Source organism: Pseudomonas mandelii, from assembly GCF_024138395.1.
Taxonomy (GTDB): Bacteria; Pseudomonadota; Gammaproteobacteria; order Pseudomonadales; family Pseudomonadaceae; genus Aquipseudomonas; species Aquipseudomonas mandelii_E.
In genome coordinates, this window is the sequence record NZ_JAMYDU010000017.1 from 40,032 (window position 1) to 55,753 (window position 15,722).

Annotated in this window: 14 protein-coding genes; 11 read left to right on the top strand and 3 right to left on the bottom strand. The window is 58.3% G+C overall.

Annotated elements, in window-relative coordinates:
* Positions 1-111: 111 nt before the first annotated feature.
* The 7 genes from apaG to NHU87_RS21175 all read left to right on the top strand — a co-directional run bounded on the left by apaG (position 112) and on the right by NHU87_RS21175 (position 8,279).
* Complete coding sequence (gene apaG / locus NHU87_RS21145; RefSeq protein ID WP_253552241.1) at positions 112-492, top strand: Co2+/Mg2+ efflux protein ApaG; 381 nt, start codon at positions 112-114, stop codon at positions 490-492.
* Positions 492-1,373, top strand: a complete 882-nt coding sequence (locus NHU87_RS21150; protein WP_253552242.1) for a symmetrical bis(5'-nucleosyl)-tetraphosphatase — start codon at positions 492-494, stop codon at positions 1,371-1,373. The genes apaG and NHU87_RS21150 overlap by 1 nt, the downstream gene beginning before the upstream one ends.
* 33 nt (positions 1,374-1,406) lie before the next feature.
* Entirely contained in the window at positions 1,407-1,736 is a 330-nt protein-coding gene (gene glpE / locus NHU87_RS21155) for a thiosulfate sulfurtransferase GlpE (RefSeq protein ID WP_030130002.1), read from the top strand.
* A gap of 297 nt (positions 1,737-2,033) precedes the next feature.
* The gene (locus NHU87_RS21160; protein ID WP_007904259.1) at positions 2,034-3,956 is read left to right on the top strand and encodes a PrkA family serine protein kinase; all 1,923 of its coding nucleotides are present in this window, start codon (positions 2,034-2,036) and stop codon (positions 3,954-3,956) included.
* A 197-nt stretch (positions 3,957-4,153) separates the two neighbouring features.
* Positions 4,154-5,425: a YeaH/YhbH family protein gene (locus NHU87_RS21165; protein ID WP_192344792.1), complete on the top strand. Its 1,272-nt coding sequence runs from the start codon at positions 4,154-4,156 to the stop codon at positions 5,423-5,425.
* A complete protein-coding gene (locus NHU87_RS21170) occupies positions 5,422-6,984 on the top strand; it encodes a SpoVR family protein (protein WP_253552243.1) in 1,563 nt (520 codons plus the stop codon). The genes NHU87_RS21165 and NHU87_RS21170 overlap by 4 nt, the downstream gene beginning before the upstream one ends.
* A gap of 65 nt (positions 6,985-7,049) precedes the next feature.
* A complete protein-coding gene (locus NHU87_RS21175; protein WP_253552244.1) occupies positions 7,050-8,279 on the top strand; it encodes a multifunctional CCA addition/repair protein in 1,230 nt (409 codons plus the stop codon).
* Positions 8,280-8,380: 101 nt separating this feature from the next.
* Here the strand turns inward: NHU87_RS21175 and folK are convergent, their stop codons facing one another.
* Together folK and folB are read right to left on the bottom strand one after the other, a co-directional pair.
* Positions 8,381-8,899 (bottom strand): 2-amino-4-hydroxy-6-hydroxymethyldihydropteridine diphosphokinase, encoded by a 519-nt coding sequence (gene folK / locus NHU87_RS21180; RefSeq protein ID WP_253552246.1) that lies wholly within the window; start codon positions 8,897-8,899, stop codon positions 8,381-8,383.
* The gene (folB, locus tag NHU87_RS21185; RefSeq protein WP_253552248.1) at positions 8,890-9,243 is read right to left on the bottom strand and encodes a dihydroneopterin aldolase; all 354 of its coding nucleotides are present in this window, start codon (positions 9,241-9,243) and stop codon (positions 8,890-8,892) included. The genes folK and folB overlap by 10 nt, the downstream gene beginning before the upstream one ends.
* 74 nt (positions 9,244-9,317) lie before the next feature.
* On the opposite strand from folB, the gene plsY reads away from it, so the two are divergent.
* The gene (plsY, locus tag NHU87_RS21190; protein WP_253552250.1) at positions 9,318-9,887 is read left to right on the top strand and encodes a glycerol-3-phosphate 1-O-acyltransferase PlsY; all 570 of its coding nucleotides are present in this window, start codon (positions 9,318-9,320) and stop codon (positions 9,885-9,887) included.
* Positions 9,888-9,910: 23 nt separating this feature from the next.
* On the opposite strand, the gene tsaD is transcribed toward plsY, so the two are convergent.
* Entirely contained in the window at positions 9,911-10,936 is a 1,026-nt protein-coding gene (tsaD, locus tag NHU87_RS21195; RefSeq protein ID WP_007904246.1) for a tRNA (adenosine(37)-N6)-threonylcarbamoyltransferase complex transferase subunit TsaD, read from the bottom strand.
* Between the two features lie 199 nt (positions 10,937-11,135).
* Here tsaD and rpsU point away from each other — a divergent pair, with 199 nt between their 5' ends.
* The 3 genes from rpsU to rpoD all read left to right on the top strand — a co-directional run bounded on the left by rpsU (position 11,136) and on the right by rpoD (position 15,722).
* Positions 11,136-11,351, top strand: a complete 216-nt coding sequence (rpsU, locus tag NHU87_RS21200) for a 30S ribosomal protein S21 (RefSeq protein WP_002551877.1) — start codon at positions 11,136-11,138, stop codon at positions 11,349-11,351.
* A gap of 482 nt (positions 11,352-11,833) precedes the next feature.
* Positions 11,834-13,807, top strand: a complete 1,974-nt coding sequence (gene dnaG, locus NHU87_RS21205) for a DNA primase (RefSeq protein WP_253552251.1) — start codon at positions 11,834-11,836, stop codon at positions 13,805-13,807.
* Positions 13,808-13,874: 67 nt separating this feature from the next.
* Positions 13,875-15,722, top strand: a complete 1,848-nt coding sequence (gene rpoD / locus NHU87_RS21210; RefSeq protein WP_253552252.1) for an RNA polymerase sigma factor RpoD — start codon at positions 13,875-13,877, stop codon at positions 15,720-15,722.

The following is a 15,722-nucleotide window of genomic DNA, read 5'->3' on the forward strand; positions in this document are numbered from 1 at the left end:
CGATGAGCGCTATCGGGTAGGACGCCACTCTGGTTTACTACCCGATACTTGGCCTAGACTGAGTTCTATCAGCTACGCCCCGCGTCCCGCTTCGTTTCTAAGGCCTTTTGCATGTCCGATCCTCGTTATCAGGTCGACGTCAGCGTCGTCACCCGCTATCTGGCAGAACAATCGCAACCCGAGCACAATCGCTTTGCCTTCGCCTACACCATCACCGTGCAGAACAATGGCTTGGTGCCCGCCAAACTGCTTTCACGGCACTGGGTGATCACCGACGGTGACGGGCATGTCGAGGAGGTTCGCGGTGCAGGCGTCGTCGGCCAGCAGCCGCTGATCGATGTGGGCAAGAGCCACACTTACAGCAGCGGCACTGTCATGACCTCCAAGGTCGGTACGATGCAAGGCACTTATGAAATGGTCGCCTCCGACGGTAAACACTTCGATGCTGTCATCGCACCATTCCGTCTGGCAGTACCCGGAGCCCTGCACTGATGGCGACGTATGCCGTCGGCGACTTGCAAGGTTGCCTTGAACCGCTGCAATGCCTGCTCAAGCAAGTCGCCTTCGACCCCGCCCGGGACCGTCTGTGGCTGGTGGGTGACCTCATCAACCGAGGCCCGCAGTCGCTGGAAACCTTGCGCTTCCTCTATAACATCCGCGAATCGCTGATCTGCGTGCTCGGCAATCATGACCTGCACTTGCTGGCCGTCGGGCAAAACATCGAACGCCTGAAGAAGGCCGACACGCTACGCGAGATTCTTCAAGCACCCGATTGCGGGGAGCTGCTGGAGTGGGTTCGCCAGCAAAAGCTCATGCACTATGACGAACAGCGCGATATCGCCCTGGTCCATGCCGGCATTCCGCCTCAATGGTCGCTGCGCAAAGCCTTGAAGTGCGCCGCCGAAGTCGAGGAAGCCCTGCGCGACGACAATCGCTTCGCGCCTTACCTTGACGGCATGTATGGCAACGAGCCGGTGAAATGGGACAACGACCTCAAAGGCGCGGCGCGCTTGCGAGTCATCACCAACTATTTCACCCGGATGCGTTTTTGCACCAGCGACGGCAAGCTGGATCTCAAGGGCAAGGAAGGCATCGACACCGCGCCGCCGGGCTATGCGCCGTGGTTCACCCACAAAGAGCGCAAGACCAAAGGCCTGAAGATCATCTTTGGTCATTGGGCTGCGCTCGAAGGCCAGTGCAACGAGCCGGGTCTGTTTGCCCTCGACACCGGTTGCGTCTGGGGTGGCGCCATGACCCTGATGAACGTCGACACTGGCGAGCGCCTGCAATGTAAATGCGACGCCCATGGCAACCTTCAACCGCCAGTCGCCGCCTCCATTCCCGAACAAACGTCAGCCAGCGCCCCGCGCTAGACTGCGCTTTCAGCCGAGCCACAGGAGCCCGCCATGAGCGAATTCAAACGTATCCCCCCAGAGCAAGCCCAGGCCCTGCGCGAACAAGGCGCGGTGGTGGTCGATGTCCGCGACCCGGCAACGTTTGCCGCGCTGCACATTGCCGGCTCCAAGCATCTGGACAACCATTCTCTGCATGCTTTCATTCAGGGCGCCGACCTGGACGCGCCGACGGTAGTGGTCTGCTATCACGGCAATTCCAGCCAAGGCGCAGCCGCTTACCTGATCAGTCAGGGCTTTTCCGACGTCTATAGCATGGATGGCGGTTTTGAGCTGTGGCGTACGACCTATCCTTCGGAAACGGCGCAAGGCACTTCCGAATAATTTTTTTCAAGGCGTGCAAGGCCCGGCCCCCGCGGGCTTGCGCGCTGGCTGACGAACGGTCTGCCACAACTAATTACTTATTGCGCCTTTGCCTTCAAGATTCCGAACTATCCTTAAGCGCAGGCCATCCAAAACAGGGGAGAGCCGGTACACCGGCGCGCGGGTCATCGGGAGTAGCTTTCAGGGTTGATACTCTGGAGGTGTTCTGGGGGGTAAACAGCAACTGCATATTCAGTTGCTTGCCAGCATCGACTGACTGATCCGGCGTCGGCTCCACGTATCGAGCGAGGTGACGTCATGAGTATCTTTAGCCACTTCCAACAACGCTTCGAGTCCACGCGCCAGGAAGAACTCTCTCTGCAAGAGTACCTGGAGCTGTGCAAAAAGGACCGCAGCGCCTATGTTTCCGCAGCTGAGCGTCTTTTGCTGGCCATCGGTGAACCGGAGCTGCTCGACACCTCGACCAACTCGAGGCTGTCGCGAATCTTTTCCAACAAGGTGATCCGCCGCTATCCGGCCTTTGAAGACTTCCACGGGATGGAAGAATGCATCGACCAGATCGTGTCGTATTTCCGGCATGCCGCTCAGGGTCTGGAAGAAAAGAAACAGATCCTCTACCTGCTCGGCCCTGTCGGTGGCGGTAAGTCGTCCCTGGCCGAAAAGCTCAAACAACTGATCGAGAAAGTGCCCTTCTATGCAATCAAGGGCTCGCCGGTTTTCGAGTCGCCTCTGGGTCTGTTCAACGCCACCGAAGATGGCGCGATCCTCGAAGAAGACTTCGGCATTCCCCGGCGCTATCTCAATACCATCATGTCGCCATGGGCCACCAAGCGTTTGGCCGAATTCGGCGGCGACATCAGCCAGTTCCGCGTGGTGAAACTGTACCCGTCGATCCTCAACCAGATCGCGGTCGCGAAAACCGAGCCGGGAGATGAAAACAACCAGGATATCTCGGCACTGGTGGGCAAGGTCGATATTCGCAAACTGGAAGAGTTCCCACAGAACGACGCCGATGCCTACAGCTACTCCGGGGCGCTGTGCCGGGCCAACCAGGGCCTGATGGAGTTCGTCGAAATGTTCAAGGCACCGATCAAGGTGCTGCACCCATTGCTGACAGCCACCCAGGAAGGCAACTACAACAGCACCGAAGGCCTGGGGGCGATTCCGTTTACCGGGATCCTGCTCGCCCACTCCAACGAATCGGAATGGCACACCTTCCGGAACAACAAGAACAACGAAGCGTTCATCGACCGGATCTATATCGTCAAAGTACCGTATTGCCTGCGCGTCAGCGACGAGGTGAAGATCTACGACAAGCTTCTGTTCAACAGCTCGCTGGCCAAGGCCCATTGCGCGCCCGACACCCTGAAAATGCTCGCGCAATTTACCGTGCTCTCGCGCCTCAAGGAGCCGGAAAACTCCAACATCTACTCCAAGATGCGCGTGTATGACGGCGAAAACCTCAAGGACACCGATCCCAAGGCCAAGTCGATCCAGGAATACCGTGACGCAGCGGGTGTCGACGAAGGCATGAACGGTCTATCGACCCGCTTCGCCTTCAAGATTCTGTCGAAGGTTTTCAACTTCGATCCGCACGAAATCGCCGCCAACCCGGTGCATCTGCTCTACGTGCTGGAACAGCAGATCGAACAGGAACAATTCCAGGCCGAGACCCGCGAACGCTATCTGCGCTTCCTGAAAGAGTACCTGGCGCCGCGTTATATCGAATTCATCGGCAAGGAGATCCAGACTGCCTATCTCGAGTCTTACAGCGAGTACGGCCAGAACATCTTCGATCGCTACGTGCTGTACGCCGACTTCTGGATTCAGGATCAGGAATACCGCGATCCGGAAACTGGCGAGATCCTCAACCGCGTAGCCCTGAACGAAGAACTGGAGAAAATCGAAAAACCGGCCGGCATCAGCAATCCGAAGGATTTCCGCAACGAAATCGTCAACTTCGTACTGCGCGCCCGAGCCAACAACAACGGCAAGAACCCAACCTGGCTCAGCTACGAAAAACTGCGGGTGGTCATCGAGAAGAAAATGTTCTCCAACACCGAGGACTTGCTGCCGGTCATCAGCTTCAACGCCAAGGCCAGCAAAGAGGATCAGCAGAAGCACAACGACTTCGTCACACGGATGGTCGAGCGGGGCTACACCGACAAACAGGTACGACTGCTGTCCGAGTGGTACCTGCGGGTCAGAAAATCACAGTAACCCGCTGCCGGTCAGACCGGTTGTCGTTAGCCCGAGGCCTGTTTACGCTTTTTCTGTTACACAGGCCTCTGGAGGTGTCCGAAATGCGGTAGCGAGGTTCAGGCAGCAAAAAGCGCTTGGAGGAGCGTGAATACCCTCAGGCTGGCTTATGCTGCTTTAACGCTCGCCCCTTTCAGGACAGCTTCTAAGGAGCAGTCATGAGCTATGTGATCGACCGACGTCTCAATGGCAAGAACAAGAGCACGGTAAACCGCCAGCGGTTTCTGCGGCGCTACCGTGACCACATCAAAAAGGCTGTCGAAGAGGCGGTCAGCCGGCGCTCCATTACCGATATGGAACACGGCGAGCAGATCAGCATTCCCGGCCGCGACATCGACGAGCCAGTGCTTCACCACGGTCGTGGCGGCAAGCAAACCATCGTGCACCCCGGCAACAAGGAATTCACCAGCGGCGAGCACATTGCCCGTCCGCCCGGAGGTGGCGGCGGCAGAGGCCCCGGCAAGGCCGGTAACACGGGTGAAGGGATGGACGAGTTCGTCTTCCAGATTACCCAGGAGGAATTCCTCGAATTCATGTTCGAGGACCTTGAGCTGCCTAACCTGGTCAAACGCCACCTGACCGGCACCGACACCTTCAAGACCGTACGCGCGGGCATCAGCAACGAGGGCAACCCGTCACGGATCAACATTATCCGCACACTGCGTTCGGCCCATGCCCGGCGCATTGCCTTGTCCGGCAGCAGCCGTGCGAAATTGCGCGAAGTCAAAGAGGAACTGCTGCGGCTTAAGCGGGAAGAACCGGATAACTTCGGCGATATCCAGGACCTCGAAGCAGAAATCGAGAAACTAAGCGCGCGCATTCACCGAGTGCCGTTTCTCGACACCTTCGACCTCAAGTACAACTTGCTGATCAAGCAGCCGAACCCCAGCTCCAAAGCAGTGATGTTTTGCCTGATGGACGTGTCTGGCTCCATGACCCAGGCGACCAAAGACATCGCCAAGCGCTTCTTCATCTTGCTGTACCTGTTCCTCAAGCGGAACTACGACAAAATCGACGTCGTGTTCATCCGCCACCACACCAGCGCCCGCGAAGTGGATGAGGAAGAATTTTTCTATTCCCGGGAAACCGGCGGCACCATTGTCTCCAGCGCCCTGAAGCTGATGCAGGAGATCATGGCCGAGCGTTATCCGAGCAACGAATGGAACATCTATGCCGCCCAGGCCTCCGACGGCGACAACTGGAACGACGATTCGCCGATCTGCCGCGACATCCTGATCAATCAGATCATGCCGTTCGTGCAGTACTACACTTATGTTGAGATTACCCCGCGCGAACACCAGGCCCTGTGGTTCGAATATGAACGCATCGCCGAAGCCTTCTCTGACACTTTTGCCCAGCAGCAACTGGTCTCGGCCGGGGATATCTATCCGGTCTTTCGTGAACTCTTCCAGCGCAGGTTAGTGACATGACCGCCAAAGAGCAGAAGCGCCAACCCATTTCCACCGGCTCCGAATGGACATTCGAGCTGATCCAGGCCTACGACCGCGAAATCAGTCGTCTCGCGGCCCGCTACGCGCTGGATACGTACCCCAACCAGATCGAAGTGATCACCGCCGAGCAGATGATGGACGCCTACGCCTCTGTCGGCATGCCCTTGGGTTATCACCATTGGTCCTATGGCAAACACTTTCTCAGCACCGAAAAATCCTACAGCCGTGGCCAGATGGGTCTGGCCTACGAGATTGTGATCAACTCCGATCCCTGCATTGCCTATCTGATGGAAGAAAACACCATCTGCATGCAGGCTCTGGTGGTAGCTCACGCCTGCTATGGCCATAACAGTTTCTTCAAAGGCAATTACCTGTTCCGCACCTGGACCGACGCCAGTTCAATCATTGATTACCTGGTGTTTGCCAAGCAGTACATCATGCAGTGCGAAGAACGCCACGGCATCGATGCGGTAGAAGACTTGCTCGACTCCTGCCATGCGCTGATGAATTACGGGGTCGACCGGTACAAGCGCCCTTATCCGATTTCCGCCGAAGAAGAACGCCGTCGGCAGAAGGATCGGGAAGAGCATTTGCAGAAGCAGATCAACGATTTGTGGCGGACCATTCCAAAAGGCGCGGACAAGTACAGCGACAAGGACAACGCACGCTTCCCCGCCGAACCTCAGGAAAACATCCTGTACTTCATCGAAAAACACGCCCCATTGCTGGAGCCTTGGCAGCGCGAAATCGTGCGCATCGTGCGCAAGATCGCCCAGTATTTTTATCCACAGCGCCAGACCCAGGTGATGAACGAAGGCTGGGCCACGTTCTGGCACTACACCTTGATGAACGACTTGTATGACGAAGGCCTGGTCACCGAAGGCTTCATGATGGAATTCCTGACTTCCCATACCAGCGTGGTCTTTCAACCCGGCTTCGACAGCCCCTACTACAACGGCATCAACCCCTACACCCTGGGTTTTGCCATGTATCGCGATATCCGCCGGATATGCGAACACCCCACCGAAGAGGACTATCGCTGGTTTCCGGAAATCGCCGGCACCGACTGGCTGTCCAGCATCAAATTCGCCATGAGCAGCTTCAAGGACGAGAGTTTCATCCTGCAGTACCTGTCACCCAAGGTGATCCGCGACCTCAAGCTGTTCAGCATCCTCGATGACGATCAGAAGGACGATCTGCTGGTTCCGGCAATACACGACGAAGAGGGCTATCGAACCATTCGTGAAACCCTGGCGGCGCAATACAACCTGGGCAATCGCGAACCCAACATACAGATCTACAGCATCGATCGACGTGGTGACCGGTCCCTGACCTTGCGTCACCAGCAACACGACCGTAAACCGCTAGGCGATTCCACCGACGAAGTGCTCAAGCATCTGCACCGCCTCTGGGGCTTCGACATTCACCTGGAAACCCTGCAAGGGGATCAGGTGATGAAAACCCACCATGTTCCGCCCAGAGGCGAGCATGGCGAGGGGGATTACGGCCGGCTGGACTTGGCAGTCATTCATCTTTGATCCTGTTTTTCTGCCTCCGGAAGTTCGACGCAAAGGTTATTCTGTCGGGCTAACGGAGGTTTTTTATGCAGATTTATAAAGTCGGCGGTGCAGTACGCGATCGCCTGCTGGGCAAGCCTGTCACCGATATCGACTGGGTCGTTGTGGGCGCCACCACCGAAGAAATGCTCGCCAAGGGCTTTCGTCCGGTGGGCGCGGACTTCCCGGTGTTTCTTCACCCAAAAAGCGGTGAGGAATACGCCCTCGCCCGCACCGAACGCAAAAACGGGCGCGGCTACGGCGGCTTCATCTTTCACGCCAGCCCCGACGTCACCCTCGAAGAAGATCTGATTCGTCGCGACCTGACGATCAACGCCATGGCCGAGGACGATCAGCAGAACCTGACCGACCCGTACCATGGCCAACGGGATCTCGAGGCTCGCTTGCTGCGTCACGTTTCCCCCGCGTTCGCCGAAGATCCGCTCCGTGTTCTGCGTGTTGCCCGCTTCGCCGCGCGCTATGCCGAACTGGGCTTCACCGTCGCCCCCGAGACATTGGAGCTGATGCGTCACCTCAGCGAATCAGGTGAATTGGAGGCGTTAACCGCAGAACGCAGCTGGAAAGAAATAGCCCGCGCACTAATGGAAGACCAGCCCCAGGTGTTCATCGAGGTGCTGCGCGAATGCGGCGCGCTCAAGGTACTGATGCCGGAAGTCGACGCACTGTTTGGCGTACCGCAACCCGAAGCCCATCATCCGGAAATCGATACGGGCGTGCATACCCTGAGCGTGTTGGAGCAAGCGGCGCTGCACAAACAACCGCTGACCGTACGCTGGGCCTGCCTGCTGCATGACCTGGGCAAAGGATTGACGCCCGAGGAAGAATGGCCCCGCCACATTGCCCACGAGCACAAAGGCTTGAAGCTGATCAAAGCAGTCAACGAGCGCTTCAAGGCACCGAAGGACTGTCAGGAACTAGCGCTTCTGGTGGGCAAGTATCACACCCATGGCCATCGTGCCCTGGAGCTGAAAGCGTCGACCTTGCTGGAATTGCTGCAGAGTTTCGACGTCTATCGTCGACCTCAGCGCTTTGAGGAGTTTATTGCGGCGTGCGAGATGGACGCTCGAGGGCGCAAAGGCTTGGAGCAGAGAAGTTATCCACAGGCGGATTATTTGCGGGGCGCGGCAACTGCGGCGCGCAGTGTTGCCGTTCAGCCGTTGCTGGAGAAGGGATTCAAGGGCCCGGAGTTGGGCGAGGCGATCAAGGGCGAGCGGCTCAAGGCGTTGAAGGCTTACAAAGAGGCGGCGTCTGTTTGAAAAGCTTCGCGGGCAAGCCTCGCTCCTACAGGTTTGGCGCCGTTCACATATTCGGCGCCAACCTGTAGGAGCGAGGCTTGCCCGCGAAGACGCCCGTAGGGTCACAGCAAATTCAAAGGGGTCAGCTGCTCACCGCGCCATTCGAAAGCAACCGGCGCCAGCACCTGATCGATCTGCGCCTCACCCCATAAAGCCGCAAAGCTTTTGCCTACGCCCGGATGCACACGATCCGGCGCAATCAGCGACAACGGCCACAGCACGAACGCATTTTTCAGAATCTCTGCCCGAGGCAAGACCAAGCCATCGAAGTTGCCCACCAGGTCGCCAAACAGCAGCACGTCGATATCCAGCGGCAAGCCCTTGCGGTCCGGCGCGTAACGGCCGTTATCCGCTTCGATGAATTTCAATCGTCGATCCAGCTCCATCAGCGGCAGATCGGTGAAGGCCGAGACCACAAAGTTGAAAAACGGCCCGCTCTTGATCCCCACCGGCTGGCTTTCGAATACCGCCGAGCAGCGCATATCCACCAGGAAACCCGCCAGGGCGTCCAGGCCTGCCTGCAAATGGGTTTCGCGCTCGATATTGCTACCGAGCCCGAGATACACCTGAGTCAGCGACATCCGCGCTCGATCTCCACGCCCACACCCGTGGCCGCCGGGACGGCACCTGGCTTGGTCAGCTTGAGGTGCATCCAGGTGATCTTGAATTCGCTCATCAGCACTTCCGCCAGACGCTCGGCAAAGGTCTCCACCAGCTGGAACTGCGCCTGCTCGGCGAACGCCTGGATGCGCGACGAAACGCTCGCGTAGTCGAGCGCCAAGGTGAGGTCATCACCGGCGGCGGCCGGACGATTGTCCCAGGCAAAGCTCAGATCAAGTCGCAGACACTGTCGGATGCCTCGTTCCCAGTCGTAGGCACCAATCACGGTGTCGACTTCCAGGCCCTCGATAAACACTCTGTCCAAGCACTTCTCTCCACTGCACGACAAGGGCGCAATGCGCCGTTAGAATCAGGGCGTCCTCGCCCGGAATAGTTAGCATGTTTTGGTTACTGGCGACTCTCGCCTACCTGCTCGGCTCTCTGTCCTTCGCCATTTTGCTCAGCCGCCTGACCGGGAACCCCGATCCGCGAATGAGTGGCTCGGGCAATGCCGGTGCCACCAACATGTTGCGTCTGGCCGGCAAGAAGCTCGCCATCCTGACCTTGCTCGGCGACCTGAACAAAGGCCTGCTACCCGTATTGATCGCAGGTGCAGTGGGCCTTTCACTGCAGCAACAGGCCTGGATCGGCGTCTGTGCCGTTATCGGTCACCTGTTTCCGCTGTACTTCCGCTTTCGCGGTGGCAAGGGTGTCGCCACCGCGGCAGGCATGCTGCTGGGACTCTACCCGCCCGCCGCGCTGCTGGCGGTCTGCGCCTGGTCGCTGACGTTCTACCTGACCCGCACCAGCTCTCTCGCCGCTCTGATTGCCACACCATTGACCCTGCCACTGCTTGCCTGGCAAGAACCAGCGGCACTGCTGCCAATGAGCACGCTCACGGGCCTGATCGTCTGGCGTCATCGCGGCAATCTACGCGACCTGTTTGCCGGGCGCGAACGGCATTTTTAAATACCGCACGTGAGCGCCACTCATTACAGCGCCGACAGTTGCTCCATCGGCCAGCGCGCCTGCACGCTGATCGCCAGGCTTTCATGCTGACCGGCCTGCAAGCGCTGGCAGCCGGCAAACGCAATCATCGCGCCATTATCGGTACAGAACTCCGGACGGGCATAAAACACATCGCCCTTCATGTCGCCGAGCATTTTTTCCAGTGAAACCCGCAGTGCTTTGTTGGCGCTGACGCCCCCTGCGATCACCAGACGCTTGAGACCCGCCTGTTTCAGGGCACGCTTGCACTTGATGGTCAAAGTCTCCACCACGGCCTGCTGGAACGCCAGCGAGATGTCGCAACGGGCTTGCTCGCTGTCGTCCCCGGCGCTGACGCTCTGCTGCCAGGTGTTCAGGGCGAAAGTTTTCAGCCCGCTGAAGCTGAAAGCCAGGCCTGGACGATCACACATTGGACGTGGAAAAGTGAAACGCCCCGCAACGCCCTGCTCCGCCAGACGCGCGATCTCCGGGCCGCCCGGATAATTCAGGCCCATCATTTTCGCGGTTTTATCGAAAGCTTCGCCGGCAGCATCGTCGAGGGTCTCGCCCAAGAGCGTGTATTGGCCAATCCCGTCGACCTGAACCAGCTGCGTATGACCACCCGACACCAACAAAGCGACGAACGGGAACTGCGGTGGTTGCGGCTCCAGCATCGGCGCCAGCAAGTGACCTTCCATGTGGTGCACGCCCAACGCAGGAATGCCCCAGGCAAAGGCCAGCGCCTGAGCGCACGAAGCCCCCACTAGCAAGGCTCCCACCAGGCCAGGACCCGCGGTATAAGCGATGGCGTCGATCTCGGTCGGCACACAGCCGGCCTCGGCCAGGACCTGACGAATCAAGGGCAGCATGCGTTTGACGTGATCACGCGAAGCCAGCTCCGGCACCACGCCACCATAGGCACGATGCAGATCGATCTGACTGAACAGCGCGTCGGCCAACAGCCCGCGTTCACTGTCGTAAAGTGCGACACCGGTTTCGTCGCAAGAGGTTTCTAATCCCAGTACTAGCATGGGTTTGCGCCTTGTAGAGGCTGAATTCGAAGGCGCGCATAATAGTCGTCGCGTGATGCCCCGACCAGCGGTTTTCGATCAGAGGCTTTGCATTCCGAGCGATGAGGGGTTAACATCCGCAACCCTTAAAAACCGACGTCTTCAAGTGCTCTTTTGCCGCGAGGATGTTGACCCCGGTAATGAATGAAGGTAGCTCTGGATGCCAGCCGTCAAAGTAAAAGAGAACGAACCCTTCGACGTAGCTCTGCGTCGTTTCAAGCGCTCCTGCGAAAAAGCCGGTGTACTGGCTGAAGTTCGTAGCCGCGAATTTTACGAGAAGCCAACTTCTGAGCGTAAGCGTAAAGCAGCAGCCGCTGTTAAGCGTCACGCCAAGAAAGTTCAGCGCGAACAGCGCCGCGCCGTTCGTCTGTACTAATACACAGACGATCGTAGCAAGCTTCTGCCAAGCCCGGCCCTCAGCCGGGCTAATGGCATTTGCGGACAACGCTTGATGCTTCACCGTCAAAGCCGCAGACGCGACCGAGACAAACCTGCTTCACAGCGTCAGACCTGGCTCTTTTGCCAGCAGTGCACGTCTTTTCTGACGAGCCTTCCAAGGCTACTGACGAGCACACCCACTGATTCCTCTCACGACGATCAGCCCAAGGCACCTTCTTGCGTGCCCGCTTTTGAGCTATCCGAGGCCAATGACTGGCCGTCGCCGGATTCAGCGAAACACTTTCAAATAGTCGAATACTGATTGGTACTAACGTCAGTGGATTTTCGGCAGATACACTTCCCGACAGCGATTACGCAGACGACACCGGTCGAGCCGCACAACCTGCGCGCCTCAAACAACGACCCGCGTTCGGCCGCCCTTCGTTTTGGGTCCATTTCAGCGCAGATGACGAGAACGCCATGGCCGGGCTAATTCCCCAGAGCTTCATTGACGACCTTCTGAACCGCACCGACATCGTCGATGTGGTCAGCTCGCGCCTGCAAATGAAAAAAGCCGGCAAGAACTACACTGCCTGCTGCCCGTTCCACAAAGAGAAAACCCCCTCCTTCAGCGTCAGCCCCGACAAACAGTTCTATTACTGCTTCGGCTGCGGCGCTGGCGGTAACGCCCTCGGCTTCATGATGGACCATGACAACCTGGATTTCGTCCAGGCTGTCGAAGAACTGGCCAAAGCCGCCGGCATGGAAATTCCCCGCGAAGAAAGCGGTCGGCCCCATAAACCGCGCCAACCTACTGATTCGCCGCTGTATCCGCTGCTCACCGCCGCCGCCGACTTTTATCGTCAGGCGCTGAAAAGCCATCCGTCGCGCAAAGCCGCCGTGGATTACTTGAAAGGTCGCGGACTAACGGGAGAAATCGCCCGAGACTTCGGCCTCGGTTTTGCTCCGCCTGGCTGGGACAATCTGTACAAGCACTTGAGCAGCGATACTCTGCGGCAAAAGGCCATGATTGATGCCGGCCTGCTGATCGAGAACGCCGAAACCGGCAAGCGCTATGACCGCTTCCGCGATCGCGTGATGTTCCCGATCCGCGACAGTCGCGGGCGCATCATCGCCTTCGGCGGCCGGGTCCTGGGCGATGACAAGCCGAAATACCTGAACTCACCGGAAACCCCGGTTTTCCATAAAGGCCAGGAACTCTACGGCCTTTATGAAGCACGCAAGAACAATCGCAACCTCGACGAAATCATCGTCGTCGAGGGCTACATGGACGTGATCGCCCTAGCCCAACAAGGCCTGCGCAATGCCGTCGCAACCCTGGGCACCGCCACCAGCGAAGAGCACATGAAGCGCCTGTTTCGCGTCGTGCCCAGCGTGCTGTTTTGCTTTGATGGCGACCAGGCAGGCCGAAATGCCGCCTGGCGGGCGCTGGAGGCAACCCTGCCATGCTTGCAGGACGGGCGTCGGGCACGCTTTCTGTTCCTGCCCGAAGGCGAGGACCCGGATACCCTGGTCCGCTCCGAGGGCACTGACGCCTTCCGCGCGCGAATCAATCAGCACGCCCAGCCATTGGCCGATTACTTTTTTCAACAGTTGACCGAGGAATCGGACCCGCGCTCCCTCGAAGGCAAGGCCCATATGGCCACCCTCGCCGCGCCGCTGATCGACAAAGTCCCGGGCGCCAACCTGCGCATCTTGATGCGCCAGCGCCTGAGCGAAATTACCGGGCTTAGCGGTGAAGCCGTGAGCCAACTCGTGCAAAGCAAGCCTCAGCCTCAGGAAGCGCCACCCGCTTACGATCCAGGCATCGATTACGACGCCATGCCGGATTACAGCGACTACCATCAGCCGCAGGCACAAGAGATGTATGCGCCGCAGCAGGAATGGACGCCTAAGAAGCCTGGCGCAGGCGGCAAGAAATGGGACAAGAAACCGTGGGACAAGAATGGCAAACGGGGCGGCGATCGCGATCAACCGCGCGCGCCACGGGTGCCGGCCGCTGTAGAGCCGCCCACCCTGGCAGCCTTGCGCACGTTGTTGCATCACCCGCAACTGGCTGAGAAAGTCGAGGATGCCGGGCACTTCGCCGCCGAGGACCATACCAACACGCAACTGCTGGTCGCTCTGCTCGAAGCCGTACAGAAGAATCCCAAGCTAAACTCATTTCAACTGATTGCGCGCTGGCACGGCACCGAACAAGGCCGACTGCTCAAAGCGCTGGCAGAAAAGGAATGGCTGATTGATGGAGATAACCTTGAACAACAGTTTTTCGACACCATTACTAGCTTGTCAGCCCGTCAACGCGAGCGAAACCTGGAACAACTTCTTCGAAAAGCACGTCAAAGTGAATTGAGCACCGAAGAGAAAAATCAACTGCGCGACCTTTTAAGTCGCAATGTTTCCGCATCAAGCCCGACCTCAACTGGCGCGTGAGGTCATAGCTCAGGTATAATCCTCGGCTTGTTTTTTGCCCGCCAAGACCTTCAGTGGATAGGGTGTTATGTCCGGAAAAGCGCAACAGCAGTCTCGTATCAAAGAGTTGATCACACTTGGTCGTGAGCAGGGCTACCTGACTTACGCGGAGGTCAACGACCACCTGCCGGAGGATATTTCAGATCCGGAACAGGTGGAAGACATCATCCGCATGATTAATGACATGGGGATCAACGTATTCGAGGTTGCGCCAGATAAGGATTCCCTTATGCTGGCCGACGCCGATACCGACGAAGCCGCGGCCGAAGAGGCAGCAGCAGCGTTGGCAGCGGTCGAGACCGACATTGGTCGCACCACCGACCCAGTGCGCATGTACATGCGTGAAATGGGTACGGTAGAGCTCCTCACACGTGAAGGCGAAATCGAAATCGCCAAACGTATTGAAGAGGGCATCCGCGAAGTGATGGGCGCAATCGCGCACTTCCCTGGCACGGTTGACCATATTCTCTCCGAGTACACTCGCGTCACCACCGAAGGTGGCCGCCTGTCCGACGTCCTGAGCGGTTATATCGACCCGGACGACGGCATTGCGCCGCCTGCAGCCGAAGTGCCACCGCCTGTCGACCCGAAAGCAGCTCCAGCTGCCGACGACACCGACGACGATGACGCCGAAGCGAGCGATGACGAAGAAGAAGCCGAAAGCGGTCCGGATCCGGTCATCGCCGCACAGCGCTTTGGCGCTGTCGCCGATCAGATGGAAATCACCCGCAAGGCCCTGAAAAAGCACGGTCGTGGCAACAAGCTGGCAATTGCCGAGCTGGTAGTCCTGGCTGAGCTGTTCATGCCGATCAAACTGGTGCCGAAGCAATTCGAAGGCCTGGTCGAGCGTGTTCGCAGTGCCCTGGATCGTCTGCGTCAGCAAGAGCGCGCGATCATGCAACTGTGCGTTCGTGATGCCCGTATGCCGCGTGCCGACTTCCTGCGCCAGTTCCCGGGCCACGAAGTCGACGAAAGCTGGACCGACGCACTGGCCAAAGGCAAAAGCAAATACGCTGAAGCCATTGGTCGCCTGCAACCGGACATCATTCGTTGCCAGCAGAAGCTGACCGCGCTGGAAACCGAAACCGGTTTGACGATCGCCGAGATCAAGGACATCAACCGTCGCATGTCGATCGGTGAGGCCAAGGCCCGCCGCGCGAAGAAAGAGATGGTCGAAGCGAACTTGCGTCTGGTGATCTCCATCGCCAAGAAGTACACCAACCGTGGCCTGCAGTTCCTCGATCTGATCCAGGAAGGCAACATCGGTCTGATGAAAGCGGTAGACAAGTTCGAATACCGCCGCGGTTACAAATTCTCGACTTATGCCACCTGGTGGATCCGTCAGGCGATCACTCGCTCGATCGCCGACCAGGCCCGCACCATCCGTATTCCGGTGCACATGATCGAGACGATCAACAAGCTCAACCGTATTTCCCGGCAGATGCTGCAGGAAATGGGTCGTGAACCGACCCCGGAAGAGCTGGGCGAACGCATGGAAATGCCTGAGGACAAGATCCGCAAGGTATTGAAGATCGCTAAAGAGCCGATCTCCATGGAAACCCCGATCGGTGATGACGAAGATTCTCATCTGGGTGACTTCATCGAAGACTCGACCATGCAGTCGCCAATCGATGTCGCCACTGTCGAGAGCCTTAAAGAAGCGACTCGCGAAGTTCTGTCCGGCCTCACTGCACGTGAAGCCAAGGTTCTGCGCATGCGCTTCGGTATCGACATGAATACCGACCACACCCTCGAGGAGGTTGGTAAGCAGTTCGACGTGACCCGTGAACGGATTCGTCAGATCGAAGCCAAGGCGCTGCGCAAGCTGCGCCACCCGACGAGAAGCGAGCATTTGCGCTCCTTCCTCGACGAGTGA